Source organism: Alteromonas sp. 4NS20-0143, assembly GCF_057542855.1.
Window position 1 is genome coordinate 127,528 of sequence record NZ_BAAJLR010000006.1, and the last position, 25,534, is coordinate 153,061.

At 44.7% G+C, this 25,534-nt stretch carries 23 protein-coding genes; 13 read left to right on the forward strand and 10 right to left on the reverse strand.

Translation table 11 applies throughout. The features are described 5' to 3' along the window. Positions 1–8 precede the first annotated feature (8 nt). The 3 genes from cydB to AC27HD_RS13510 all read right to left on the reverse strand — a co-directional run bounded on the left by cydB (position 9) and on the right by AC27HD_RS13510 (position 3,642). The gene (gene cydB, locus AC27HD_RS13500) at positions 9–1,142 is read right to left on the reverse strand and encodes a cytochrome d ubiquinol oxidase subunit II (protein ID WP_032097672.1); all 1,134 of its coding nucleotides are present in this window, start codon (positions 1,140–1,142) and stop codon (positions 9–11) included. Further along, positions 1,139–2,719, reverse strand: a complete 1,581-nt coding sequence (locus AC27HD_RS13505) for a cytochrome ubiquinol oxidase subunit I (RefSeq protein WP_032097671.1) — start codon at positions 2,717–2,719, stop codon at positions 1,139–1,141. Before AC27HD_RS13505 ends, cydB begins: the two co-directional genes overlap by 4 nt. 257 nt (positions 2,720–2,976) lie before the next feature. Then, positions 2,977–3,642 carry a Tll0287-like domain-containing protein gene (locus AC27HD_RS13510; protein WP_487106503.1) on the reverse strand — a complete coding sequence of 222 codons (666 nt, stop codon included), beginning with the start codon at positions 3,640–3,642 and terminating at the stop codon, positions 2,977–2,979. 211 nt (positions 3,643–3,853) lie between these two features. Here AC27HD_RS13510 and AC27HD_RS13515 point away from each other — a divergent pair, with 211 nt between their 5' ends. The 8 genes from AC27HD_RS13515 to AC27HD_RS13550 all read left to right on the forward strand — a co-directional run bounded on the left by AC27HD_RS13515 (position 3,854) and on the right by AC27HD_RS13550 (position 12,400). After that, positions 3,854–5,242 (forward strand): sigma-54 interaction domain-containing protein, encoded by a 1,389-nt coding sequence (locus AC27HD_RS13515; protein WP_032097776.1) that lies wholly within the window; start codon positions 3,854–3,856, stop codon positions 5,240–5,242. A gap of 160 nt (positions 5,243–5,402) precedes the next feature. Then, a complete protein-coding gene (locus AC27HD_RS13520) occupies positions 5,403–5,807 on the forward strand; it encodes a hypothetical protein (RefSeq protein WP_235207851.1) in 405 nt (134 codons plus the stop codon). Between the two features lie 79 nt (positions 5,808–5,886). Beyond that, positions 5,887–7,419, forward strand: a complete 1,533-nt coding sequence (locus AC27HD_RS13525) for a TonB-dependent receptor (RefSeq protein ID WP_487106505.1) — start codon at positions 5,887–5,889, stop codon at positions 7,417–7,419. After that, on the forward strand, positions 7,368–8,069 hold the full coding sequence (locus AC27HD_RS13530) for a TonB-dependent receptor (protein WP_487106669.1): 702 nt from the start codon (positions 7,368–7,370) through the stop codon (positions 8,067–8,069). The genes AC27HD_RS13525 and AC27HD_RS13530 overlap by 52 nt, the downstream gene beginning before the upstream one ends. Positions 8,070–8,283: 214 nt before the next feature. Then, positions 8,284–8,460: a hypothetical protein gene (locus tag AC27HD_RS13535; protein WP_160173378.1), complete on the forward strand. Its 177-nt coding sequence runs from the start codon at positions 8,284–8,286 to the stop codon at positions 8,458–8,460. A 1,134-nt stretch (positions 8,461–9,594) separates the two neighbouring features. Continuing rightward, complete coding sequence (locus AC27HD_RS13540; protein WP_487106507.1) at positions 9,595–10,827, forward strand: MFS transporter; 1,233 nt, start codon at positions 9,595–9,597, stop codon at positions 10,825–10,827. Between the two features lie 366 nt (positions 10,828–11,193). Then, positions 11,194–11,997: a siderophore-interacting protein gene (locus AC27HD_RS13545; RefSeq protein WP_487106509.1), complete on the forward strand. Its 804-nt coding sequence runs from the start codon at positions 11,194–11,196 to the stop codon at positions 11,995–11,997. Positions 11,998–12,208: 211 nt separating this feature from the next. Continuing rightward, on the forward strand, positions 12,209–12,400 hold the full coding sequence (locus AC27HD_RS13550; RefSeq protein WP_032097668.1) for a CsbD family protein: 192 nt from the start codon (positions 12,209–12,211) through the stop codon (positions 12,398–12,400). Between the two features lie 118 nt (positions 12,401–12,518). Here AC27HD_RS13550 and AC27HD_RS13555 read toward each other — a convergent pair whose 3' ends face one another. After that, positions 12,519–13,208, reverse strand: coding sequence for a hypothetical protein (locus AC27HD_RS13555; RefSeq protein WP_487106511.1), 690 nt, complete (start codon positions 13,206–13,208; stop codon positions 12,519–12,521). 168 nt (positions 13,209–13,376) lie between these two features. After that, positions 13,377–13,793, reverse strand: coding sequence for an alternative ribosome rescue aminoacyl-tRNA hydrolase ArfB (gene arfB / locus AC27HD_RS13560; protein WP_032097666.1), 417 nt, complete (start codon positions 13,791–13,793; stop codon positions 13,377–13,379). Positions 13,794–13,995: 202 nt separating this feature from the next. Here arfB and AC27HD_RS13565 point away from each other — a divergent pair, with 202 nt between their 5' ends. Further along, entirely contained in the window at positions 13,996–14,946 is a 951-nt protein-coding gene (locus AC27HD_RS13565; protein ID WP_487106514.1) for an alpha/beta fold hydrolase, read from the forward strand. Here AC27HD_RS13565 and AC27HD_RS13570 read toward each other — a convergent pair. Next, positions 14,933–15,367: an SAM domain-containing protein gene (locus AC27HD_RS13570; RefSeq protein WP_487106516.1), complete on the reverse strand. Its 435-nt coding sequence runs from the start codon at positions 15,365–15,367 to the stop codon at positions 14,933–14,935. The two genes, AC27HD_RS13565 and AC27HD_RS13570, sit on opposite strands and share 14 nt — an antisense overlap. 330 nt (positions 15,368–15,697) lie before the next feature. On the opposite strand from AC27HD_RS13570, the gene AC27HD_RS13575 reads away from it, so the two are divergent. Together AC27HD_RS13575 and AC27HD_RS13580 are read left to right on the forward strand one after the other, a co-directional pair. Beyond that, entirely contained in the window at positions 15,698–16,225 is a 528-nt protein-coding gene (locus AC27HD_RS13575; protein ID WP_032097664.1) for a cytochrome b, read from the forward strand. A 21-nt stretch (positions 16,226–16,246) separates the two neighbouring features. Beyond that, positions 16,247–16,813, forward strand: a complete 567-nt coding sequence (locus AC27HD_RS13580; protein WP_032097663.1) for a YceI family protein — start codon at positions 16,247–16,249, stop codon at positions 16,811–16,813. A 131-nt stretch (positions 16,814–16,944) separates the two neighbouring features. On the opposite strand, the gene AC27HD_RS13585 is transcribed toward AC27HD_RS13580, so the two are convergent. Further along, the gene (locus AC27HD_RS13585) at positions 16,945–18,249 is read right to left on the reverse strand and encodes an NAD(P)/FAD-dependent oxidoreductase (RefSeq protein WP_487106519.1); all 1,305 of its coding nucleotides are present in this window, start codon (positions 18,247–18,249) and stop codon (positions 16,945–16,947) included. Between the two features lie 267 nt (positions 18,250–18,516). Further along, positions 18,517–20,610, reverse strand: coding sequence for a TonB-dependent receptor family protein (locus AC27HD_RS13590; RefSeq protein WP_487106521.1), 2,094 nt, complete (start codon positions 20,608–20,610; stop codon positions 18,517–18,519). Positions 20,611–20,975: 365 nt separating this feature from the next. On the opposite strand from AC27HD_RS13590, the gene AC27HD_RS13595 reads away from it, so the two are divergent. Beyond that, entirely contained in the window at positions 20,976–21,419 is a 444-nt protein-coding gene (locus tag AC27HD_RS13595; protein ID WP_487106523.1) for a DUF2721 domain-containing protein, read from the forward strand. Between the two features lie 93 nt (positions 21,420–21,512). Here the strand turns inward: AC27HD_RS13595 and AC27HD_RS13600 are convergent, their stop codons facing one another. Then, a complete protein-coding gene (locus AC27HD_RS13600; protein ID WP_032097659.1) occupies positions 21,513–22,532 on the reverse strand; it encodes a 5'-methylthioadenosine/S-adenosylhomocysteine nucleosidase in 1,020 nt (339 codons plus the stop codon). A 180-nt stretch (positions 22,533–22,712) separates the two neighbouring features. Then, the gene (locus AC27HD_RS13605; protein ID WP_487106525.1) at positions 22,713–24,020 is read right to left on the reverse strand and encodes an OmpP1/FadL family transporter; all 1,308 of its coding nucleotides are present in this window, start codon (positions 24,018–24,020) and stop codon (positions 22,713–22,715) included. A 383-nt stretch (positions 24,021–24,403) separates the two neighbouring features. Between AC27HD_RS13605 and AC27HD_RS13610 the strand changes: the two genes are divergently transcribed. After that, positions 24,404–25,402 carry an NADP-dependent oxidoreductase gene (locus AC27HD_RS13610; RefSeq protein WP_487106527.1) on the forward strand — a complete coding sequence of 333 codons (999 nt, stop codon included), beginning with the start codon at positions 24,404–24,406 and terminating at the stop codon, positions 25,400–25,402. Positions 25,403–25,534 lie beyond the last annotated feature (132 nt).

Here is a 25,534-nt window from a genome sequence, read left to right on the forward strand (position 1 = left end):
TCGTCTCCTTAATAAATAGTATGAGATTGGTCTAGGTCGTCGTTTTTAATGCGACCGCGCATGACATAAAAGCTATACGCCGTGTAACTCAGCACAATGGGTACAAAGATGCATGCAACGATAAACATCACGTTTAATGTAAGATGACTTGAGGTAGCATCCCAAACGGTCAGGCTTGCATTCGGCATGGTGATACTAGGCATTAGAAATGGAAACATGGACATTCCCGCGGTTAAAATAACCCCTGCAATGAAAAGCGCACTCGATACGAAAGCCATCCCACCGTTACCTCTTTTAGAGAAAAACGCACAAGCAAGACCAGCAACAGTACCTAACACAGGAGCAATAATGGTTAGCGGATAATCGCGGTAGTTGTTTAACCAGGCTCCAGCTTCCACTGCTACTTCTTTTTTCAGCGGGTTTGACGTGGCTATCGTATCCACTGCCGAGGTAATAACGAAGCCGTCTAAGAACGCCACCCAAATACCCGCAAGAACGAACAGCACAACCCCAACTAAACTCAACACAATAGAGACGGCGCGGGCACGAACCGCGATAAACCCATCGGTTTTCATTTGCAGCCACGTAGCGCCGTGATTCAGCAGTATGGCTACTGACAATAGGCCAGCCACAAGTGCAAAAGGCGTAAGCAAACCAAAGAAAGACCCTGTGTAAGTTGAACGCAAGGTGTTGTCCATCTCAAAAGGCACACCTAACAACAGGTTTCCAAAGGCGACACCGAAGATAAGTGAAGGGATAACGCCACCTGCAAACAATGCCCAATCCCAGGCTTTACGCCATTGAGGGTTAGGTAACTTACTGCGGTAATCAAACCCAATAGGACGCATCCACAGCGCAATCAATGTGAGCGCGAGGGCTAAGTAAAAGCCCGAAAAGGCCGTTGCGTAAATCATGGGCCAAGCGGCAAAAATAGCGCCACCTGCAGTGATAAACCACACCTGATTGCCATCCCAATGAGGGCCTATGGTGTTAATCATAACGCGGCGCTCTTTATCGTTTTTACCGATGAGGGTGAGTAGCGCACCCACGCCTAAATCGAAACCATCGGTAACCGCAAAGCCAATAAGCAACACGCCCACTAAGCACCACCACACTACGCGAAGCATCTCGTAATCAATCATGCTTTTGCTCCTTCATTGTCGATATCAATTAACTCGAGTTCAGATTCACTCTGCGTTTCTTCAGGTGGTACTGGCCCTTTTTTGGCAAACTTTTTCATTAGGTAAAATGCGATAATAAACATGACAGTATAAAACGCGGTGTAGGCAACCATAGTGGTTACAACATCACTGACAGCAAGATTAGATACAGAGGCATGCACGGGTAATATTTCTGCAATTGACCACGGCTGACGCCCATATTCGGCCACAAACCACCCTGCTTCACTGGCTACCCAAGGTAGAGGCAAGCTAAACAAAGACGCTTTCAACAGCCAGCGGGGCTGAGTAATCCGGTGTTTTGTGCTGTAGTAAAAGGCACAGATAAACAGCGCCAACATGATAAAGCCAGACGCCACCATCAATCGGAAACTCCAGAACAGCGGAGCGACGGGCGGAATACTGTAGTCCACCGCTTGTTGCAACGCTAAGTCAGACGGGTTGGTAACATCGTTAGCGTAAGGCTCTAGCAGCATGGCATAGCCTAAACTGTCTTTGTGCGCTTCAAACGTGGCGAGTTCTTGCTCTGTTGCCGTGCCGCTTCGCACGCTATCAAGCAATTCATACGCTTTGATGCCTTCCAAAATGCGCGCTCGATTTTGTTCTTTGAGATCCTTTATCCCTGTGACTTCTTCAGTGAGAGAGCGAGTGGCAATAATGCCCATAGCCCACGGGATTTGAATTGCATATTCGGTCTCTTGCTTTTCGTCGTTAGGCAATCCAAACACAGTAAAGGGAGCAGGCGCTGGGTGCGTCTCATACTCGGCTTCAACCGCCGCAAGTTTTACTTTTTGCACATCGCCAAGTTCATACCCGCTTTCGTCACCTAATACGATGACCGATAGGGTTGCTGCTAAGCCAAAGCTTGCCGCAATAGCAAACGAACGACGGGCAAACGCAATATGCTTGTGATTAAGCAAGTAATAGCTAGATATAGCTAACACAAAGATAGCGCCGGTGACGTATCCTGCTGAAACCGTATGCACAAACTTAACTTGCGCCACAGGGTTGAAAATAACTTCAGCGAAGCTCGTCATTTCCATGCGCATTGCTTCAAAGTTAAACTCTGCACCTACTGGATACTGCATCCAGCCGTTAGCAATGAGGATCCACAGTGCAGAGAAATTTGAGCCAATGGCTACCAGCCACGTTGCCATAAGGTGTTTAACCTTAGACATTTTGTCCCAACCAAAGAAAAAGAGACCTACAAAGGTCGACTCTAGAAAAAACGCCATTAATCCTTCGATGGCAAGGGGAGCACCAAAAATATCACCCACGTAATGGGAGTAATATGACCAATTCATTCCAAACTGGAATTCCATGGTAAGGCCTGTCGCCACGCCAATAGCGAAATTGATACCAAACAACTTGCCCCAAAACTGAGTCATTTGTTTGTATATTTCTTTACCGGTCATGACATAGACCGACTCCATAATGGCCAGCAAAAAGCTAAGCCCCAGGGTTAGGGGTACAAATATAAAGTGGAACATTGCGGTTAACGCAAATTGCCACCGCGATAGTTCTATTAACGTATCGCTCATGGGTTATCTCCCTTGTATCTTAGATGCGCAGCTCGCATCTGGCGTTGGTTAAAGTAATTGGCTTAATGCATGTAACAGCTAGCAGCAAAGCTCCCCTGCTGTAAAAGCAACGAGCAAACTGATTTACCGTGATAAAAATTATTGCATGGAGGAAGAGGCAGGGTTTTGATCTAACGCAAAGGACTGACGAGATAAAAAATGTCAAATTTGACAATTAAATGACAAATTTGACATGTCTTGAGTATAAATGTGGGTAGCTAATCTGCCTGTGGCTTAGGTGGCAAATAGGTAAGAGAAAAGGCACCTCTTAAACTTCCAACATCAAATCCGGTGGCCTCGTCGTTGGGGTATGCTTCTTTGATGGTACGGTAAACGTCAGGCGCGATATTATTGCCATGGCACGCTGTGCATACTTGGCCAGTTTGAATAGCCTTCATATATCGCACTTCTCCTGTCTGCTCATCCACATGCATCGCTTCTAAAGGGCCTGGCAGGTTTTGTGATAGCTGCTCAGCAAAGTGAGCTAGTTGAGTTTGTTCCCATTCATCTGCTGTATTATTAGGGTTTCGTACTTTTAATGCGGTTCTACCTACTGTCCAACCCTCGTTACTTAACGACTGTGCTATGGGCTCTGCCACCAGTTTACACTCTGCGACGCCTGCCTCTAAGCCACCGCGTTTAATCGCTTGCTGCAGCCTTACTTTTAGCGCGCCGCCGAGGGCTTTTGCATGGCCTCTGGCTTCCATGCGGATGTCTTCTAAATGATCTGGTGAAGCCGGTTTCTGTGTTGCATTTGCCGCCCCTGTGGCCAGTATGGCTACGGTGCAAGCGAAGGCACTGATGACCACAAGCCCTTTGCGTAGAGGCGTTTTTTTGCTAGTACTTATACTTGTCGCGATATTGTCAAATGAGTAGGGATTCATCTTGCCAACCTTAGGTGTTGATTGTTTGTTTAATTCCTCAGTGTTTTCGCACTATTTCAACGTATTTCAGCGGTGAAAAGGCTGTCTTAACAGCAAAGGTTCTGCGTTTGATAAACAAGCAACGTGCCAACGTGATAGTATTTGGAATAATAAATTAGGATTAGCTAATGTATTTTGTGAGTGCGATATGAATATATCTATTATTCAAGCCATGATTAACGCCATTGATAAGCCTGCTATTTTTATTAGCCCTAACTACGTTATTGAAGCCGTCAATAAACCGTATCGGGACACCTACCCTGTTGATATAAAGTTAGGTTTCAGCACTTGCTATCACGTGTCTCATCGAAACAACAAACCATGTAATGAATGCGGTGAAACCTGCCCAATGCAGGAAAGTAAAAAAACAGGCAGGGCAGCGAATGCGGTGCATATTCACGCCACTAATGAAGGCCAAAGCTATTGCGACATTCTTATGCGGCCAATATTCGGTAGCGCGGGGGAACTATTAGGCTACCTGGAAGTATTGGATAAGCTGACATTTGCGTCGAATAGCCCGTCCCCCGGTAAAATGATTGGTGAGTCTGAGGCGTTTAAAGCCATGCTGAATAAAATTAATCGTGCGGCTAAATCAGACATTTGTGTACTTTTACAAGGTGAAACTGGGGCGGGAAAAGAGCTTGTATCACAGGCTTTGCACTCTGCAAGTTACCGTGCCAACAAGCCTTTTGTTGTGATTGAATGCACAGGGCTGTCTGATGCGTTATTTGAAAGCGAGCTCTTTGGTTACGAAAAAGGCGCTTTCACTGGTGCGTTTTCAAGTAAAAAAGGGCTGGTTGAGGCCGCTGAGGGCGGCACATTGTTTTTTGATGAAATTGGTGACGTACCATTAGCCATGCAGGTGAAATTACTGCGCTTATTCGAAACTCAAACCTACCGCCCGGTGGGCAGCACGACTGTAAAAAAAGCGAACTTTAGACTTGTTTGTGCGTCTCACAAAAACATAAAAGCGATGGTTCAGCGTGGCGAATTTAGACAAGATCTTTATTACCGAATAGCAGGGTTTCCCATTCAGCTGCCGGCCCTGCGAGAGCGTCCTAGCGACATTCCAATGTTAGCTACGCATATTTTATCGGCGCTAGCAGAGAAAAAACGCCTTCACAAAACGGTGTTAAACCGCCTTTCTACTTATTCCTTTCCTGGCAATATTAGAGAGTTAAAAAATATAATTGAGCAGGCAGCGCTGCTTGCTAATGAAACAACAATTCGTGAGCACGACCTGCCTGAATCTATTTTTGACGAAGCTACTGATAGTGCTACTGATAGCGCTGTGAATAACAGCTCCGATAATACATTTAACCGTGCAGTGAACGGTTCATATAACAGCACATCTACTACACTTACTGCCGCAAACTCAGACGCATTCTTAAAAGAAAATATTATGACGCTTGAGCACGCTGAAGCAGATTATCTAAAACAGGTTTGTCGTAATTATACTGGCAGTGTAGAAGAACTCGCTGAAGCCTTAAACGTAAGCGTGAGAACACTCTACCGGAAACTCCAAAAGGCAAATATCAAAATAAAAGGAGCTTTCTCTTAATCTTTTGTTTTAATCCTACCTTTTAAACCAGCCCTAACTCAGTTTTATCATTTGCCTGTAGACGGCTTCCCGTAAAAAGCGCTAGGATAACTGAAACATTTGGGGAGACGAGATCATTATTCGTTTTACGCTTACCACGCTGTTGTGCTTATCATTGCTAATGCAAAATGCATTGGCACTGGGTCTTGCTGCATTTTCAATGCAACAGGCACAGCTTCTTGTAAGCGAAGACATAGAGCTAATTTGTACCGGCAAGAACATGCGCTACATTTCGGTGAGTCAAACTCAACTGAAAGGCGAATTTGTTTATGTCAATCTTGACTCCCCCGACTTCCCAGCACTTTCAGATACACTGAATACTCTCGACACCCTTGATCACTCGCAACCTATCGATTGTACAAACGGTACACTGGCAGACCTTCCATCAAGTGATAGCGGTGTTTCACACTATGCTATCGACGCCCTTTTTATTCGCTACAAGGCGCTTGAAACTCGACTCAAACAGCAGCCTTACACTGCCTTTGCCTACTCGGCTGCACTAAGCCGCGCACCACCTATTTCATAACACCATTTAGTAAAAAATTGCTGACACAGAGTCTGTAGATTCCAAGCAGCATCATCTCTATTTAATATTTGGAAGTATTATGAAATTATCTGCAATTGCGCTCGCTGTGGCGAGCATCGGCTTGTCGTACTCAAGCTACGCCGCTAACGAAAACCTCCACCGCAGCCTTGATAAAAACAGTGCGCTTTCTCCAGAAAAGAGCGCTCCCGCATCGGCAATGGCATCGAAGTCGGTAATAGCACCGGCATCAACATCAGCATCCACCGAAATCATTACCGTCATCGGCTCGCCATTACGCTCTCAGAAAAGTGAGTCAATTACACCGCAAACTAATATGGATGCAGATTTTGGCGACCAACTCAGCACCCTTCCGGGTTTATCGATAGCCCGCAACGGCCCCGTTACTGCACTCATTCAGTATCGAGGCTTGTTTGGCGACAGGGTGGGAATATCGGTTGATGGTGTCAACATTGTTGGAGCAGGCCCTAATGCAATGGACTCGCCTCTTTCCCACGTACTGCCTGAGCCAGGGTTAATTGCTACCTTGTATCGCGGCATTGTGCCGGTGAGTGCAGGAGTACAAACACTCGGAGGCCAAGTAAATATAGCATCGCCAGCTGATGCGCTGTTTTCTATCGCCGATGGATTTCAAGGCAATATCAGCGCAAGCGCAATGGGGCCTGGCTCTGCTCAGCAGTATCAAGGAAATGCTTTTTATGCCACACAGGACAGTTTCTTCAGCGGCACCTTTATGCATCAACAGCGGTCAGAGCGTGAGTCTGGTAACGGAGAAGCAATACCCAACAGTAACTATCAACGAAATGGCGGTAAGTTGCGCATAGGACATCAAATTGGGCAACATCAATTTGACGCGAGCTATCAGTGGCTGAATACTAATGAAAGCGGCACACCCGCCCTCGCTATGGACATTACGTTTATCGATGCCGCATGGTATCGCCTAGGTTATCGCTACAACGCAGATACCAACACTTACCTTACCGTTAATGTGTTTGGAAACAGTAATCAGCACATTATGGACAACTTTTCTCAGCGGCCACTGATGATGGCCAACATGGCTCGCTTAAATACAACCGACGCAGTGGCGCAAGGGCTCGATACTACTTTTGTTACGCCATGGATAGACGGTGAACTGCGGTTGGGAGTAAACCTTCATAAGGGGCGTAATAACTCTGTGATTTCTAACCCTAACAACCCTATGTTCTTTATTGATAATTTTAGTAGCAGCACCCGCAGTACCACCAGTGCATTCGCCGAATGGGATTATTCATCAAAAACATTTTCTACGCTAATTGGCCTGCGTTACAGCAGAGTTAACCTAGATGCAGATGCAGCAGCCTCGAGCCTAACTATGATGAACGAGGCTGTTGCTTCCTTAGCGCAAAGTTTCAATGATGGGCCGCGGAGCAAAACTTATAATATGGTTGACGCTGCGGCCTCTGTTTTTTATCACTTAAATGATAAAACCGACATAGTGCTAGGTGCGTCGCAAAAAATAGAGCGCCCACGTTTTTTGAGCGTTTTACCTGGCTTCCACTTGGCATTACTGGCGGGCTTGCGGATGGATTTAACTACATTGGCAATCTTGAGTTAGAAAACGAAACTGCACGGCAATTTGAGATAGGCATCGATTACACCATGGCATCGTGGCAAATCTCACCCCGTCTGTTTTACCAAGACATAGAAAATTATATTGCCGGTTCGCCCTCCTCAAACATGGCCGCAAACATGTTTTCCACCATGATGTCTGGTCGTGCCCCTTTTATGTGGAGCAACACTGACGCAGTGATAACGGGGGCCGATGTGACTGTTAACGGACAGCTTTCGGACACGGTTTCACTAAATTCGGTATTGAGTATACAACACGGTAATCGAGACGATATTGATGATGCCCTATTTCGTATAGCCCCTGAACGCCTTTTAACCACCATAGATTGGCAGACCTCGGTGTTGACAACACCAGTGACAATGAGTGTTACCTCTGAGCTAGTAGGAAGACAGAGCCACACCTCGTCATTACAAAACGAGGACAGCACACCAGGCTATGGCTTATTGCATATATCTTCCCGATGGCAGCCTCATAGAAACTTTCAGCTAACCGCTCAGATAAACAACCTGTTTGACAAGTTTTACGCACCACATACGGCAGGGGTAAATCGCGTTATGCAGTCTGACGTTGCCATTGGTGACAAGGTACCCAATCCTGGGCGCGAATGGCAGATATCGATTAGCTATCGCTACTGATAATTTGCCTTATTAAACGTATTGGTGATGAAAAGATCTAACCGTTAAGAACGTGGGCTTCTGCTTTCTTTTCGGTTGGGCTTTTTTGTTGGCATTTTTTTGTTGGGCTTTTTTTGCTCGCCTGTGCTTTGTTGAATCGATGTACTTCGGTTGGTGTGATCAAATTGACAAAACTAAACGTTTAAAATTTGTTCAACACAAATGGTGAAACGCCATGGCGCTACAAAGCTACATCACGAAAGCATTTGCTACACTTATAGACGAGCACAGCACAATGTCGTCAAAAACAATCGCCCGCCAAGTACTGCAAAACAGTGGGCTAAGCGAAGACGACATCAAGATATGTATCGAGAGAAAAACGCTGTCTTACACCTATATTTTTGAGGCGTAGTATGAAGTTTGCCTAGAGCTTTGCCATTTTATACTTAGATATTGTGCTAGCTAGCGCTCGCATTTTAAACCAAGCGCTTTTAATGCCCGCTTTAGCCCTTGGCTTATTGCGCGTTTAAATGAAGACTCCAATACTTATTCTTTTAATAGATTCAGCGCCGGACTTAACACTCACTTCACGCGCCACCTTAAATAGGCAACCCTCCATATAAAGATATTCTTATGTTAAATCATTGATTCAATTTTTCTTTATAGCCTTTCGGGATAAAGTGTTGAGCCAGTACTTTGAACTAGTGCTTTGAATTAGCTCTTGGAATACGTCGTCAAATAATGACTGAAATAGGCAGCGTTTTAAAAGTAATCGCCGAGGAGTGTTAATTGGTTAAAGTGCGTGTAAAAAACTTCAAACATTAAGAAAATTTTACACTCGGTAATTATCGCGTTTTACTCGAAAATTAACAAATAAACCGAGAAAAACTAAAAAGCCTATACAAAACAACAATATAATTAATTTTCAAGCAGGAAAAGAAAGATGGCACAGTTCAAGCATGTATTATACTAACGGATAAGGTAAGAGCGTAATGTGAAGCCAGGAAGGCTTTTGAAATGGAGAGTCCATATTACGTAAAAGCGAGTTTGGTAGGTAGACAATTGTCACGATTAAAAGGAATGTGTCAACCACGGATAAATGGATTGAACCGAACCACGCTTTAGGACACTGAATGTCCGTTATGCTACTAATCGATGATGCGGTTGAGTTGGGATTAACTCAATAAAACTGAGCAGGATGCAAAAAGGCTATTTAATACGGAACTTAAATAACTTTTCTCAGTACCCTCATCGAAAGTATCGACATTGACGTCGTATCTAGCAAGGGATTGTAACTTATTTGGTATCGTTGAAGACTGTGTGTTACTTCAGCGAAACCATAGCGAGGACGTTGGTATGTACCCCGTACACTATCAATGAGTTGTCACATGACGACTAGCCTCTCCCCCCCAAGACCCATCCCGGTCTTTACACAACTCTGATTTTTGCCCGCCTTTGGCGGGTATTTTTTTGCCCTAAATTAAGCAACACCATGACTTCGTGATACCATAATAGGGTGTACAATTTTTGTTAGGTATCCCGTCTTTTGCCGTCTTCATCAAGGTTACAGCCCTCGTCGGCAATCGTATTCAGAGTTCTGTTTTGTGCGCTCCTTGCTACATCGGTGGGGCAAAGCGTTATGCTTGCCACGTTACCGTCAATGGGGCGAGAAGCTAATCTATCTGAGTTTCATATCGCTACAATAATGTCTAGCTCGGCGCTGATCTTTGCTATTGGCACCAATGTGTGGAGCAAAATAGCGCGGCGAGCTGGGTTTAAACGCATCCTAATTGTTGGGCTTGCAGGATACAGTGCAGGAACCTTTGCTTTTGCAAGTGCATGGATGGCAGGCTTTTCCGGCATCATCAGCGGAACTAACCTTTTTTTAGCACTGCTTATTAGCCGCAGTCTACAATCTACTATTATGTCAGCGACGCCTCCATCTGCTGTGGGCTACGCGGTGGCGATTAGCTCAGCCTCTGGGCGTGTAAGCGCTATAAGCAAAGTCACCTCGGCTAGTAATGTTGGTCAAATTATAGGACCTGCCTATGCGGGGCTGCTTGTGGGCTTTGGATTGCTCGCTCCCCTTTATAGCATCGTCATTTTAACAATGTTGGCACTTATATTAGTCGTTTTTAAGCTACCTGTATTACCGCCGCAATCTTCAGAAAAACAGACTCAATCGCAAAATTTGGTACAAGATAACCCAACACGTTTACCCTATGTTTTTGTTGCTAGCTGCGTTTGCGTATTTGCAGCAATGGCAATGATGCAGCAAACCATGGGTTTCTTCTTTATCGATTTTTATGCTAAAAGCCCTGTTGAAGCCGCACGATTAGTGGGTTTTGCGATGATGATGAGCGCAGTAACCTCACTCACAGTGCAGTTTACTGTGGTGCAAAGAGCTCGCATAAGCAAAGAAAGCATGATGTCGATAGCATTACCGCTGCTTTCCTTGGCTTACCTAGTCCTGTTTTTACAGGAAAGTTTTACAGTCTCTTATCTGGGCATGGCAATTATGGGCGTGGGTATGGGCATGGCCTACCCGTCTCTTGCTGCAGCAGCGACAACCTATTGCTCACCGTCGCAACAGTCATCAATTACCGGTTTAATTACCGCAACAACGGCAATGGGATATATTGTAGGCCCGCCACTGGCTGCAACACTCTATCAAGTTAACATTGCACTGCCATTTGCAGCAGCCAGTATATTAATGGCTCTTATTTCATGCGTCGTTTTACTCACACTTTATAAAATAAGGCGGTCGGCAGCCCATTAAACACGTTACTTTTTGAACGTCACCTCAGAAAATATTGACTTATTTATGTGTTTAGCGAAATAAAGTTAAATAAATGTGGAACCTTTTCTAAACTTTGCCCTCTTACTTATACATGGAGTCGTTGAGTGTTCGGTTTTATGTAGTGTGTATGTGTTTTCCAAGTGATATTGTGTTTTTTTAAGGGGCGTTATGCCCCTTTTTCTTTTCTACCTTTCCTGTTTTTATCCCCTCTCTTTTTCTATTTGTTTTCTTATTTTAGCGCTTTCTAAAAAGTCGAATTGAATTAGCTTTATTGTCCGCATTTTGCACATGTTAATGATAATCATTATCAACTAATATGGTAATTATTAAATCGAGGAGTCAATAATGTCAAAACCAAGTCCGCGTCTTGCAGAAGTAACCAAAACAAGCCGTATTTCCCCTTCTATCCAAAGAATTCATTTAGGTGGCGAAGCGCTTCGTACATTTCCGTCAACAACGCCAGGGGCTTACGTTAAGTTGATGTTTGACCTTGAAGGCCAACCGCTTACCGATGTGGTCGATAAAAGCCAAGTTGCAATGCGTACTTACACGGTAAATAGCTTTAATCCATCGATACCTGAAATGACTATTGATATGGTGCTACACGCCAGTAATGGCGCAACGGGTCCCGCATCAGCATGGGCAAGCTCTGCCAAACCTGGCGATACCATACTGCTGGCAGGCCCAGGAACCAGTAAAGGGTTAAGCGACACCTACCAATGGATTTTACTTGCAGGAGATATGACCGCCTTACCAAGTATTAAGAATCACCTCGCTGCGCTACCTAAAAACACAAAGGGCTATGCGGTTATTACTGTTGAAAGTGAGGGTGATATCGTCAACGTAAATAAGCCCGACGACGTTGAAATTGTATGGGAAGCAAAAGCACCTTTGCCTGAAGCTGTGGCTTCACTTTCGTGGCACGAAGGCTTACCTGCCGTATGGATAGCTTGCGAATTCAGCGATATGCGAAATATAAGACGCTGGCTGAAAGACGAAAAAAAACTGCCTCACGAACAGCTTTATATTAGTAGCTACTGGAAAAAAGGCCGTAGTGAAGACCAGCATAAAATAGAAAAGCGGCAAGATAGCGAAGCGTTTATTAATAGTTTAAGCGAAGCGTCTGTAAATAGTTTAAAAGCAGGGTAAGCAAGCTCTCGCTGTTCATGCAGAATTTTCAGGCGCTTGTAATTACTGCACGAATTATAGTGCGCCATGTAATCCAAAATTAACAATAGCCATTAATTTCAATACCTTACATGTTGGACTGTGAATTGCACCTATATCATTGAGTAAGCAACTCAGGTCGACTCCAAAGGCCAACAAATGCTTTTATTCATTATGACAAGGAGAAAACATTATGAACAGTGATCGTATCGAAGGTAATTGGAAGGAAATGAAAGGTAAAGTGCAGCAGAAATGGGGCAAACTTACCGACGACGACCTAGATAAAATTGATGGTCGCAGAGAAGAATTAATTGGTAAGGTTCAGCAGGCATACGGCAAAAATCGCGATGAAGCAGAGCGTGAAGTCGATAGCTACTTAAACTAAATAGCTACCTGAACTAAATAGTCATCTGAGTTAGATGGCTATGTAGATTAATGAGTAATTTGACAATTAGTCTACGCATCCACCTTTTCACATAACATATGATGAAAAGGTGGGTCTTTTAGTTGCTTTTACCGCTTTCAGAGGCGCTCATGCTTCTTTCCCACCACGGAAAAGAAAAGTCGATATTGTCTGGGTCTTGAGTCTTCGCGTATTTCATGCGAACCGAACTCCAAAATGCCGCTTTAAATATTGGGTCGTAGATAACAAACTCACCCTTCTCGCTGTATTGCTCGAAAAGCTGCTGGTATGCGCCAACCGGAGTAAGCGGGTTATCTTGCTGAAAAACAACATCACCGCCATAAGCTTCGTAGAGTGCTTTAGACACTTTCCAGCTTTTAGCCATACTTTGCGCTAAGGCCATGCGGTAGCGCTCAAGCTCTTCTTCAGGGTAATCACCCGCATTGTCTAAATCGACAGTCCACAGCTTTATTACAGAATAGGCTGATTGAATTTCACTGTCTTCAGGGGTAATTTCATTTTTATGTGCAAAGTCAGCTAGAACCGATTCAGTGATCTTGCTACCTAAAGCACGTTGGGCAAGTAGGTGGCGTACTTCCTTTTCAGACTTATCCGTTAACATCGATTGGAAACGCTCTACGTCTGCCTCAGAAGGCTGCAGCTCACTATTTGTGATTGATTGATTAAATAGTCGCGCAATGATTTCATTTGCTGCCTGGGGAGTGTTCATGCCAAGACAAAAAACGATAGCTGCAAAGAGCACCATTGGGATAACTTCTGAACGAGTCACTTTTTCTGCTTTCCTAATTTCCGATATTGAGAGTGAGCACACATCGATTAGATGCGCTGTTAGGCACTACACCCCAGCACACAAGACACATCTAGTTATATTTATTAGAATTTTCCGTTGTCTTGCGGAATGACAAATTTTGAAGCTAATACTTTAGTTTATTTACTCCTAAACTTCCACTTTTCCACGCAAAGATTTTTTCGCACCTCGTAATTTTTTTGCGTCTACTCTTCGCGCTTTCGCGGCGCGACTCACTCGCGTGGGTTTTCTTGGTTTTTGCTTAATCGTCGCTGCTTTAATCCACCCTATCAGTCGAGTAATCGCATCTTCTCTATTTTGTTCCTGCGTTCTGTAATTTTGTGCCTTCAATACAAGAACACCGTCGGTAGTGATTCGCTTATCTTTTGCAGAGAGCAAAGACTCTTTAAGAGCATCCGGCAGCGATGATGCCCGTATATCAAAGCGCAAATGAATAGCACTACTTACTTTATTTACATTTTGACCACCCGCACCCTGTGCACGAATAGCCTGCATCTCTATTTCGCTTTCATCAATTGATATTGACGACGTTATTTTCCGTTCCATTGACCTTCCTATAACCTATTTAACGGGCTTCTTGATAACTTTTGTAATGAGCGTTTCGCCGCTTTCTTTTTTCATCAATACGCATTTCTCAAACCATACATTTCTCAAATGCTATGCCCTTTCACACGAACACGCGATTACGTTATTGACGCTGTTTCAAGAAACCTATACGTTTATTTATCTATTTTATGTTGGAACACTTATGTTCATTGCGTTGCTTATTATTGTTTTTATTCTTGCCCTACTTGTTTGGTTCACCACTAACATTGATAAAAAAATTGAACAAAATTTCTTTGCAACAGGCAAGCTGACTCCCGTAGAGGGTGGCACAATTCACTGGCAAATGCAGGGAAGTGGTCCCGCACTGGTGCTTATTCATGGTCTGTTAGGCAATAGTGCCAATTTCTCGAAGCTCGCATCAATATTAGCAACTCGCTACACCGTTTACAGTATTGATAGACCAGGAAATGGGTTTTCTATCCGCGCAAAGTCCACATCAGCGTCATTTGAAAAGCAAAGCAGCATGATACGTCAATGGATGGACAAAGTCGGTATTGATAATGCCTATCTTGTTGGTCACTCTATGGGTGGCGGAATTGCACTGCGCATGGCGATTGATGCCCCTGAGCGCATCAATGCTGTATCGCTGCTGTGTCCACTCACCACGCGGTTACTCAAAGGCGCAGGCCCGCTTTCCATTCTTTACATTCCTAATAACTTTCTACGTAAAAGCATATCTAAAACTATCGCTAGCCCGTTCAGAGTAAAATTTGGCAGCAAACAAATATCGCAGATTTTTCACCCTGAAGCAGTCCCAAAAAGTTTTGCAAAACATGGAGGTGGAGCGCTGGCTCTGCATTCAAAGTCTTTTTACGAGGGGAGCCGCGATACTGTGGCAGCGCAAGGTAGTTTAGGTCGTCAGCACTCAGCTTACGCTAATATAACTTGCCCTGTTGGCGTGTTATATGGCGAGCAAGACGCTATATTAGCGCCTGACATGCATATACATCCGGTAAAAAGCACTATCGCGGGTTCTGTATCAGAAATAATTGGCGACGCAGGGCATATGATCCCCGTAACGCAACCTCAGCGTTGCGCTGATTTTATTTGCGCTATTAACGATAAGCATGCTCAAAATATTAGTGCATCGTAGTCTTTTGCAGCGCCGAGCCATCACCCTGTTTATGTTTTGATAAAATGGGCGAAAATTGATCTACCGCATCGCTTTGCTTTAACGAACGAAGGTAGTCGGATATACGTTCTAGTCCGTCATATTGCGAACACGTATCCGACGGAGTTGATCCAAACGCCATGTTATAACTATAAAACCATGAGTGTATTTGTTCAGTGTTTCCTTTTGACATGGCACTGAGTAAATAATACATACGGATAAATGACAGCTGCTTTCTGTAAGCTGGTGTGCTGTTTTCGAATCCATTCAAGGTATTCTTTGCTAGGGTTTGCGCAGAAATCCCCAGCATTTCAGAAACCTGCGTAACATTTAGGCCTAATTCTTGAGTTGCCCACGTGAACGCTTTTGTCACCACATTAGTGGGGAGCGGCGTTTTGCTCATGTTCTTACCTCACTTCTAATCGGCATTAGTGTTCTAATTTTCGTTATTCCCCAGTAGTGCTGCCAAAATCGAGCCAGATTGCATATATAAACACCTACCCATTATTAAACTTTATTAACACGAGTTACGTTTAAACAGCTTTATGTCTAAAGACTTCTTTTACAGAGTCTCTTTTTAACCGCTTAGCAGAGACATGATTGATTAAGTCACGACTGGCGAGTCGTCATTCAGGTTAAATTCTAAAAAAAAGAACGAACTGTCGAATTTTTAGAAATTTTCATCCTTAAGTTTAGACTATATGCTGAACTTAACATGATAAATGGACGCACTATGAACAAGAGATGGCCGCGAATTCTTTTATTTATCCACTGGGTTACCGCATTAGCAGTGGCTGGTATGTTTGCGTCTGGGCTGTGGATGGTCGACCTTACCTACTACAGCGACTGGTACAAGACCGCGCCCCATTGGCACAAAAGTGCAGGTCTCATTCTTTTAGCGCTAACTCTAGCCCGCATAGTTTTTCGCCTATTTAGCACTCGACCCGCTGCCCATGGTAACCGGCTTGAAAAGCGCGCAAGTCAAGTCGGACATCTTTTCTTGTATGCGCTGCTGTTAAGTATGTTCACCTCTGGCTACCTAATTTCAACTGCAGACGGTAGAGCGATCGACGTTTTTAACTGGTTTGCAGTACCTGCCCTCGGTGAGCTCATTGAGAACCAAGAGGATATCGCGGGCGACGTCCATTTCTATTTAGCATGGACACTTATTGTTACTGCCTCACTGCACGCAGTAGCAGCGCTAAAACACCATTTTTTCAATAAAGACGACACGCTGAAGCAGATGTTACGGCTTCGCTAAAATTCAATGAAAGGAGATACTATGAAGAAGTTAACACTGGCACTAGCAGCCGCATTATCGATGAGCTCGGTTCAAGCAGCTGATTACGTAATCGATAGCAAAGGCGCACACGCGTCAATCAACTTTAAAATTCAGCATTTAGGCTATTCATGGCTTACTGGTCGCTTCAATGACTTTGAAGGTACTTTTAGCTATGATGACGAAAAGCCAAGTGATGCAAATATAATGGTAAACATTACCACCGACAGCATCGATTCAAATCACGCTGAACGAGACAAGCATTTAAAAAGCGACGACTTTTTAGACGTTGATGAATACCCTTCAGCAAAATTTGTAAGCACTAAAATTGTTGAAAAAGGCGACGGTATGATGGACGTGATGGGCGACTTTACGTTTCATGGCGTCACCAAACCTATTACCATTAATGCGAAAAAGATTGGCGAAGGTAAAGATCCGTGGGGCGGTTATCGCGCTGGGTTCATGGGAACGACTGTGATTGCACTGAAAGACTTTGGTATTGATTACGACCTAGGTCCAGCATCACAAACTGTAGAACTAGAGCTGCACGTGGAAGGCGTTAAGCAATAAGCACACAGTGAGCTTGCGATAAGTGAGCAACAAGCAGAATAAAAAGCCCGCGTACCGGTTTGATGCTGTAGCAACAGCCGGTATGCGGGCTTTCTGTTATTAACGAGCATCTGTTATTAACGAAAGAACGCCTAATGAAGCTTAAGTTTTGGGCTCATGGCGTGGCTTAATTTTTTAACCAACAGCTTGAGCACCCCTTTCACCTTTCCGTGAACGGCAAACTGGTGCATGTTATACAGCGACACATACACTAGCTTAGCCAGTCGGCCCTCTATAAACATACTGCCGTTTGACAACGAGCCCATCAAACTGCCCACCGTGCTGTATTTACTCAAATGCACTAACGAACCGTAGTCTTGATAAACAAAAGGTTTTGTTGTTTTGCCACTAACTACGGCACAAATATTATGAGCTACAATATCTGCCATCTGGTGCGCGGACTGCGCCCGAGGCGGTACCCACTTTCCGTTATCCTGCTGAAAACCACAGCAATCTCCCAGCACCCAAATCGTTTTTTCTGTAGTGCTTCGAAGCTGATCATCAACAAGAATTTGATTCGCTTTATTGGTTTCAAACAGCCCCATGCTGGTCACAAAATCCGGCGCTTTAACCCCTGCCGCCCACACCATTAAATCCGCGTCGATACGAGAACCGTCTTTGGTGATAAGCCCATCGCAATCTGCCTCTGCTACCGTTGTTTGTTCTTTGATAACAACGCCTAAGTCGTTTAATGCCTCACGAGCCGTATTGGCAATGCGTGTCGGCAGTGCGGGAAGTATGCGTTCTCCAGCCTCAACAATAGTAATTTTTAGTCGCGAAGCCGACATATCCGGCATGCCGTAAGCCTTTGACAGGTTAGCTACATGGTGAAGCTGCGCCGCTAGCTCTGTGCCTGTAGCACCAGCGCCCACAATGGCAACGTTAATATGCGCGCTTTTATCTGAATTCGAAACTTCTTGCTGGTTAATGCGAATAAGTTGATTTAACAGGGCGCGATGAAAGCGCTCGGCTTGCGCCAAAGAATCAAGCAGGTAGCAGTGTTTTGCCACACCTGGCGTACCAAAGTCATTACTTACGCTACCAATAGCCATAACTAGCTGATCATATTCAACCTGGCGCTCAGGTAGCACTTCATGCCCCTCTTCATCTATGAGAGGTGAGAGTGTGAGCGTTTTTGCCGCGGCATCTATTGAGCACATTTCTCCTAGCTGGAAGCGGTAATGATGTGATGCTGCGTGAATGGCGTAATCTACCCCGTCAGAGTGCTTATCAATAACACCTGCGGCCACTTCATGTAGCAGCGGCTTCCAGACATGGGTTCTGCTTCTATCTACTAGCGTAATATCAGCTTTATTTTTGCTGCCCAGTTTGCGACTTAAACGACTGGCTAATTCAAGTCCACCTGCGCCGCCTCCCACTATGACTATTTTCTGCATGCGTGTTTACCTATAAAAATCATTCCACCTATAAACACTGATGCAATACTTTATAGGTGGCGTGACTTATCTGGAGCAAGCAGCACATCTACAGACTACGCCTATCACGTTGTGCCTACAAGTGATGTTGATTAGCCCTCTTTGGAACTCCGTTCTAGTCACCCTTTCTGATCACCTCGCATAGTAATCTTACGCGGCAGCCGCAGTTAGTCACTGTATTTAGAAACCGTATTTAGCATCCGTATTTAGCAACTTTGAATAATAACCTTACATCGTGAATGTGGCGCTTAGCATAAAGTTACGTGGGCGCCCTGGAAAGTAACGTGCACCGGTGAAGGAGGTAAAATCGGCTCGTTCAGCATAAGTTTCATCAAGCAGGTTATTTATGCGGGCATATAACGTCATATTGTCAGACACGGCATAACTTGCCCGCGCGTGAAAAAGGTTGTGACCTTCGTATTCGTTGGCATTTTCTGGGTCAGTAAAGTAGCTCGCAACATGTTGCCACTCTAGCTGTGTTTCTATGGCGTCGGTTAACGAATATTGCAGTCGAGTGTTTACCAACCAGTCTGGCGCCGTATCCATATCGTTGCCTTTAATATTGACCTCTCCAGATAGCTGATCGTGCTCATAGGTATGGGCAGAATAGGAGCCCGCAAAATCGATGCGTAAGCGGGAGTTGATAGCATAATTAAAGGTAAGCTCAACGCCTCTGTGCCAGGTTTCTCCGTTGCTAACGTTAAAGAAATCGCTATCGCGATAAATTACGTTGTCTTTCTCTAAGCTATATAGAGACAGCACATAGCTGCCGTCGGCAATCTCGCCTCTAACGCCTACTTCTATGTTGGTAGCGTCTACCGCGTCTAAGTCAGTCACTTGTTGCGCTCGTTGTAAGCGGTAAAGCTCTGTGGCTTGGGGCGCTCGATAACCTTTGGCTATGCCACCATAAAAACGGGTAGTGTCAGATAAAGCGTATTGCATCGACAGTTTTGGGCTAAAGTTATCAAAGTCGTTTTTGCCGCTTTCAGGCCGACTATATCGACACCCACCAAATCCGCACTCAGAACCGTCCTCTGTCAGTCTCCCCACATTCATATTATTGGTATAGTCGTATCGCATGCTCTCGAATCGACCGCCAATGGAAATATCCCATGCGCCTTGCTGCAAATTAACGGCAAAAAACGGCGCTAACAGCGTTGCGTCCACGTTGTAATCGTAATGCTTCCCTTGGGGGACAGTTTCAACGAGAAACGCCGAGCCTATAGTTACACCATCTTGCGATTGAATGAGTTCACCTTGGGTATATTCAGCATCTAGACCAACATCAATATTCAACGAAGGGCTCATAATGTGATTGTATTGCGTTAGCACACCTACGCCTTCTTGCGCGTTTTGCTCAAGTGGCTTGCCCGGCAGAAAGTGCATTCTAAAGTCCATAGACTGATCGCGCACGTAAGGCGTAATAGACAGTGCACTGTTGTTATCAAATAGCCAATCAACTTTGCTCCAAATGCGTAAGCTTCTCGCCTTTCTAAACGCCTCTGGATTTGGATTACTCCTTGCTACCTGCTTATCTTTATAACTTTCAAAACCGGTAATATAGCCTGCCGTTTCCTGATCGAGATTGGTGTACGTTACACCGCTTGTTATCGACACATTATCGAAATCAGCTCTATGGCGAATATTCACTTTTTCTTGATCAACGCCCTCATCGTTTCGATAACCCGTATCTCTGGTGATGCTGGCATTAATGCCTATTCCACTATCGCCGAAGTCTTTGCCTTGTCTTAATTTAACGCGGTGAAATCCGTAAGAGCCGTAGTCCAAGCCTACAACTCCGCCCCCTCTGGTGGTATCAGGCGTCACCACATTAATAACGCCGTGAATTGCATTTGAGCCATAAAGCGCAGACGCCGGCCCTTTTATGACATCAATACGCTGAGCCATTTCGCCATGAGCTTCAAACAGCTCGTTGATATTACAAAAGCCTGCAGCTCGCAGCGGGATGCCGTCTTCAGCAGCTAAGATACCGCCACAGGCACCTGCGCCAGTAAGTACAGGAGAGCGCAGTGCCGGTAAGTACTCTTGTCCATTGCCTCGCTGTACGCCCGCTCCCGCTATGTAATTAAGCGATTCTTGAATGTGCTGAAACGATAACAAGTCAAGAGTGTCTTCCGTGATTGAGGATACGATATAGCCGACATTGTTTTCGTTACCTACAATACGCGACGAGGTGGTTTCAATACGCTCAATATTGTCGCTACTTTCTGCAGCTGAAACAGTGGACAAACCGGCTGTTAGCGACAATGCGGTTATAGACAATTTAAAAAGAGGCAATGGAAATAACGGCTTAAACGTCATTAATAATCCTTTGAATAATAAGTTTGCGGTGACTTTTTTGTATCCGTTTTTATTTGTGCTAGCTTTTTTTCAGATGCAAATGTTCATGCTTTGCTATCTTTCTGGCAAGCGACTGCGATTCGCAAGCCTATTCAGCAAATATTGATAAACCTGTGCGCACTGATACAACGATTCAAAATCAGATATGCATATATAAAAATATAAACCGCATGATAACGTTACTATACGATATTGTTACCACTACAATAAAAGCATTACGTTAAACGTTCATAAAAGTAAGACAGATCTGGCTTTCACCCACTTTTAAGTACAATAACCATGTAATTGCACCATTTAATTAGACATAGCTATGTAGGAAGAATGTATTGAACACGCTAATCCCAAGTCTCTCTCAACTCATAGAATTCGCTGTGGCTCCGGTTTTTTTACTCACGGGGATTGCAGGCTTTTTAAACGTAATGTCTTCGCGGCTAGGGCGAATTTCAGATAGGGTTCGCGTTGCAGAAAGACAAATTCATACGCTATCCGACCCTCATATCGTGGATAGGTCTAAGCGCGAGATTAAAGTGCTGTGGAGAAGAGTAAAAGTTATCAATTGGGCCATCGGCCTTTGCGTTACCTCGGGCCTTCTCGTGTGCTCTGTCATCATGGCGTTATTTGCTGGTTCGCTGTGGATAGTTGATTTAAAAACACCGGTGATAGTGCTTTTTATTCTTGCCATGATCTTTTTGATAAGTGCGCTAATTGTATTTTTAATTGAAGTTAAATTAGCTACCACTACTATCAACATGGTGCGAACCATTCGCTAAAGGCACATCATTGCTAGTCCCATATCAACTCTGCTAGTAGCGCGCTTTTTCTCTGCGCGCTACTAGCAGTCTAAGCGCACAAGCAGTGAAATGTTATTGCCCTTTCGATAGCTCGTCTAGCACTGAAAAAAGCACATTAGCCCCAATTCTCGATACTTCTGTATCGTATTTACTTTCTACATTAAGGCCTTCTTGCCCACCTGCTAAGTCGCTAATGGCGCGAATAATAACCCAGTCTACATCATTGATAGTGCACACCTGCCCAATGGCAGCCGATTCCATTTCGGTCACTTCTGCGCTAAACACATCGCGCGTCCATTGTCTGTACTCTCGATTGTCTAAAAATACCGAGCCCGTAACGCCGTTACCACCCACAAAAAGAGTAGCGTCCCGGTCATCTAGCACTCGCTGTGTTGGCATGGTGGACATGGCTGTCTGCGCTGCATCCAGTAGGCGTTGAGTTGCACTGAAATAGGCCGTGTCCACCGGCTCATCCATGCCTTCTTTTACAATGAGTACTTCATCAGGGTGAATAAACTGAAACGGCTTATAGTGGGGCAAATGTGGATCATTTACCCGACGGGCATCTTGCTCTTTCACAAACGCCTCATAATACTCGGGAAGAATATACTCGCCCGGTGCACTGGGGTCTTCATTGGTGTACACACTCTCGTCGTGGTAATACCACCGTGCCGGCACAATGACATCCCCAGGGCGCCACTTTGGATTAACCGCTCCGGCAATACCCATGAACACCACCTGTTTTACTGGGAAATAGTCTAGCGCCATTTGCATGGACAGCGCCGCATTGGCAATACTCATACCCGTGGCAAACACGAGGATAGGCTGGTCGTGATACGTACCTAAACGATACGTTATCCCTTTGATATTCGTTGTGGTGTGAATACTTGCATTTGGATCTTGCTCAATACGATTCAAAATCCCCTGCATCTCAGGAGCATAAGCCACGGTAATAGCGGTGAATGACGGCGATTCAAACACTTTAGGCCCATAAGCAGTCGTGCTTGAAGTGTCAATATCAATGGTTGATGTGCAGCCGGATAGCCACAGCGAACTAAAGGTGAAAAGAAGTACGAAGATGTGTTTTTTCATGAAAGCGTTATGTCGATATCAGTGATTGAGATACTTTAACCTATCACTTTATTAAACTAAAAAAACCTCCAAACTTTGGATCTAACCTAATTACAATCCACATAAGCAATCGGCACATAGATAGACGGCACACAAGCCGCCGGTCTCGCTGCGACTTGTGTACCATGAAGCAAAATGCGCTTAGAAGCGGTGGTTAACCTGTACGCTAAGAATATGCGCAGTGGCAGATTGAGTACCCACAAACGTAGACGTTAATGTACCTTGCTCATTCAGCGCTCGCGTTTTGTTGATATCCGCTTCTCGGCCATTGATGTAAACATAGGCGCCATCAACAGAGGTATTTTCACTAAACGAATACGTAAAGCCACCTGAAACCCAATGGCGATCGGTATCTGGAATACTGAGTGAACGGTTTTCTACCGTAACCACACCATCGTCGTAGGCATAACCTGCGCGTAGAGTAAGCTCATCGCTGAACAAATACGTAACACCAACAGATACGCGCAATGAGTCATCAAAGTTTTCTTGTTTGATCAAAAAGTCAGAACCATCGCTTAAATTAGCTTCTAGCTTTTCAAAGGTGCTCCAGTCGGTGAACGTAAAACTGGCCTGTACCGACCATTGACTGTCTAGTTTTTGGTTTACTGCCAGCTCAGTGATAGCTGCTAAATTCAAATCTAGGCTACCAGGCTGATTTAACGAAGGCGTAATTTGTGAACTTACTTCACCACTTAACGTTAGCTCAGTTTCAGCGCGATAAGACAACGCGATGTTCGTCATGTCTGTTGGCTGCCAAAAAGCGCCTACATTCCATCCAAAGCCCCAATCTTCACCTTCCAACTTAAAAATAGAGGTTGTAGCAGGCACTTGCGTTTGCAGTGCATTGCTCAGTATTGGCGATAAACTATTAGAGATTGCTGAGCTTATTTCTGCATCTGCAAAAGTAGCGTTAATACCTGCGCCTAGCATTAGCTGCTCATTCACTTTATAAGAAACAGCAGGGTTAATGGTAATTGAGCGCACCTCTGCTGCATCGGCAAAGTGCAGTGCGTCAAAGTCGTCGCTGTAGTCAGAGCGAAGTCCATAGGTAGTAAATACGCCCACGCCAGCAGCCCATTTGTCATTGATAGGCGTTGTATAGAAAATGCTTGGGACAATAGCGGTATCGGCAATGTCCTTGTTTGACGCATCGGCAGAGCCAATGGTTTGTCCGCCGGCGGCGTAGCTTACATCACCGCTAATATCTACGCTTGGCGCAATAACGCTAACCGAGCTGCTAAATTGTGACTGTGTAAACACGCCAATTGCCGCAGGGTTTGTGGCTAGAATAGAGGCGTTTTCGGGAGTTGCGGCTTGGCCTGCCATTGCGCGACCTAGGCCATTAGCACTGTGCTCGTTAACCTGAAAACCAGCTGAAAAAGCTGAAGAAGAAGCGAATGTTGTTAACGCTAGGCATACCGAGGCACGAAGAGAGAGCTGTTGCTTCATAAAATACTCATTTGAAGAAAAAATTGCAGCGCGCATTCTACGGATAGGAGCACATTTGTTCAACAATGCTAAATGCTATTCACGCACTTTTATCACTATTTTTACAATTTTAACGACACGTTCGCCGAATTTATAACCTAAAATGAAAACTGCACGTAAACAGCAAGCCTTCTTTATGTTAATGATGAAATATAGCTAGGCGCTCTACACACTCCTTCCAACTTGATCACTTGAATGAAAATCGACCAACGCTTGTGTGTACTACTAGTATCTGTGCTACTTGTGTTTGAATGAATAGCCCCCACCCTTGTTAAACGCCTAAACCAAATAACAGTCCCTTTCTTTTTAAGGGAACTGATGGTTCACACTATAAGGAGGTAACCATGGCTACCTACAAATCGATATCCCTTGTTCAGCGTCCTAGTGATAAAAAAATAGGGCCTCACCTTTTTGAAACCAAAGAACTAGACATTCCAGAGGTAAAAGACGGGCAGATACTGATAAAACAAACCCACATGTCTTTAGACCCAGCGATGCTTGGCTGGATGAGTGAAGACAGAGAAAGTTATATTCCGCCTGTAGAGCTAGGTGAAGTGATGCGCTCAAGCGGCGTAGGTGAAGTGGTTGAGTCTAAAAATGCCAAATTCGCCGTAGGCGACAAAGTAATGGGCATGACTGGCTGGCAAGAATACGTATTAAGCGATGGCTCAGGGTTTAACAAGCTACAGTCTGGTGTAACAGAAGAAATGGCACTGTGTGTATTTGCATTACCAGGGCTTACTGCAACAACAGGCTTGTATAACTTTGGCCACCCGAAAGAAGGTGAAACCATTGTAGTCACTGGCGCTGCGGGCTCGGTAGGGTCTATGGTAGGCCAGTTAGCAAAAGCGGATGGCTTACGCGTTATCGGTGTAGTGGGAAGCGATGAAAAAGCGGATTGGATCGTCAACGAATTAGGTTTTGACGGCGCAATAAACTATAAAACTGATGATATTGAATCTAAGCTGGCTGAACTAACGCCTGACAAGGTTGACGTTTACTTTGAAAATACAGGTGGCCCCATTCAGCACCACGTTTTCAATAGAATGAATGCACATGGTCGCATAGTGGTGTGTGGCATGATTGCCGACTACCAGGCTGACGAACCTTCAGCAGGTCCAAATTGGATCCCACTTATCAAAAAGCGTATTACTATTCGCGGTTTTGCTATGCCTGATCACTGGGGCGAACTACCTCAACTGCTTGAAAAACTCACACCTTACGTACAGCAAGGCAAAATAAAGTATCGCGCCCACGCCATCGATGGACTAGAAAACGCCGAGAAAGGTTTGAATATGCTGTTTGAAGGCAAAAATACAGGCAAGATGATTGTAAAATTGTAGAACGATATCAGGACTGCGTTTAAGCGGACACGTTGTACACAACACACCATGGTTTGAGGCCTGCAGTACGGCGCAAATTGTGGTGTGTTTTATACTGTTTTGCCAATTAAGAATCTCCAATTCCGCTTAACT

Bases quoted from the DNA above. Each gene is read 5' to 3' on its own strand.
- AC27HD_RS13510 (WP_487106503.1), bottom strand. From the start codon at position 3,642: ATGAATCCCTACTCATTTGACAATATCGCGACAAGTATAAGTACTAGC.
- AC27HD_RS13570 (WP_487106516.1), bottom strand. From the start codon at position 15,367: ATGAGCAAAACGCCGCTCCCCACTAATGTGGTGACAAAAGCGTTCACG.
- AC27HD_RS13600 (WP_032097659.1), bottom strand. From the start codon at position 22,532: ATGAAAAAACACATCTTCGTACTTCTTTTCACCTTTAGTTCGCTGTGG.
- AC27HD_RS13565 (WP_487106514.1), top strand. From the start codon at position 13,996: ATGTTCATTGCGTTGCTTATTATTGTTTTTATTCTTGCCCTACTTGTT.
- AC27HD_RS13545 (WP_487106509.1), top strand. From the start codon at position 11,194: ATGTCAAAACCAAGTCCGCGTCTTGCAGAAGTAACCAAAACAAGCCGT.
- AC27HD_RS13535 (WP_160173378.1), top strand. From the start codon at position 8,284: ATGGCGCTACAAAGCTACATCACGAAAGCATTTGCTACACTTATAGAC.
- AC27HD_RS13585 (WP_487106519.1), bottom strand. From the start codon at position 18,249: ATGCAGAAAATAGTCATAGTGGGAGGCGGCGCAGGTGGACTTGAATTA.
- AC27HD_RS13520 (WP_235207851.1), top strand. From the start codon at position 5,403: ATGCAAAATGCATTGGCACTGGGTCTTGCTGCATTTTCAATGCAACAG.
- AC27HD_RS13515 (WP_032097776.1), top strand. From the start codon at position 3,854: ATGATTAACGCCATTGATAAGCCTGCTATTTTTATTAGCCCTAACTAC.
- cydB (WP_032097672.1), bottom strand. From the start codon at position 1,142: ATGATTGATTACGAGATGCTTCGCGTAGTGTGGTGGTGCTTAGTGGGC.
- AC27HD_RS13605 (WP_487106525.1), bottom strand. From the start codon at position 24,020: ATGAAGCAACAGCTCTCTCTTCGTGCCTCGGTATGCCTAGCGTTAACA.
- AC27HD_RS13505 (WP_032097671.1), bottom strand. From the start codon at position 2,719: ATGAGCGATACGTTAATAGAACTATCGCGGTGGCAATTTGCGTTAACC.
- arfB (WP_032097666.1), bottom strand. From the start codon at position 13,793: ATGGAACGGAAAATAACGTCGTCAATATCAATTGATGAAAGCGAAATA.
- AC27HD_RS13610 (WP_487106527.1), top strand. From the start codon at position 24,404: ATGGCTACCTACAAATCGATATCCCTTGTTCAGCGTCCTAGTGATAAA.
- AC27HD_RS13575 (WP_032097664.1), top strand. From the start codon at position 15,698: ATGAACAAGAGATGGCCGCGAATTCTTTTATTTATCCACTGGGTTACC.
- AC27HD_RS13580 (WP_032097663.1), top strand. From the start codon at position 16,247: ATGAAGAAGTTAACACTGGCACTAGCAGCCGCATTATCGATGAGCTCG.
- AC27HD_RS13550 (WP_032097668.1), top strand. From the start codon at position 12,209: ATGAACAGTGATCGTATCGAAGGTAATTGGAAGGAAATGAAAGGTAAA.
- AC27HD_RS13525 (WP_487106505.1), top strand. From the start codon at position 5,887: ATGAAATTATCTGCAATTGCGCTCGCTGTGGCGAGCATCGGCTTGTCG.
- AC27HD_RS13590 (WP_487106521.1), bottom strand. From the start codon at position 20,610: ATGACGTTTAAGCCGTTATTTCCATTGCCTCTTTTTAAATTGTCTATA.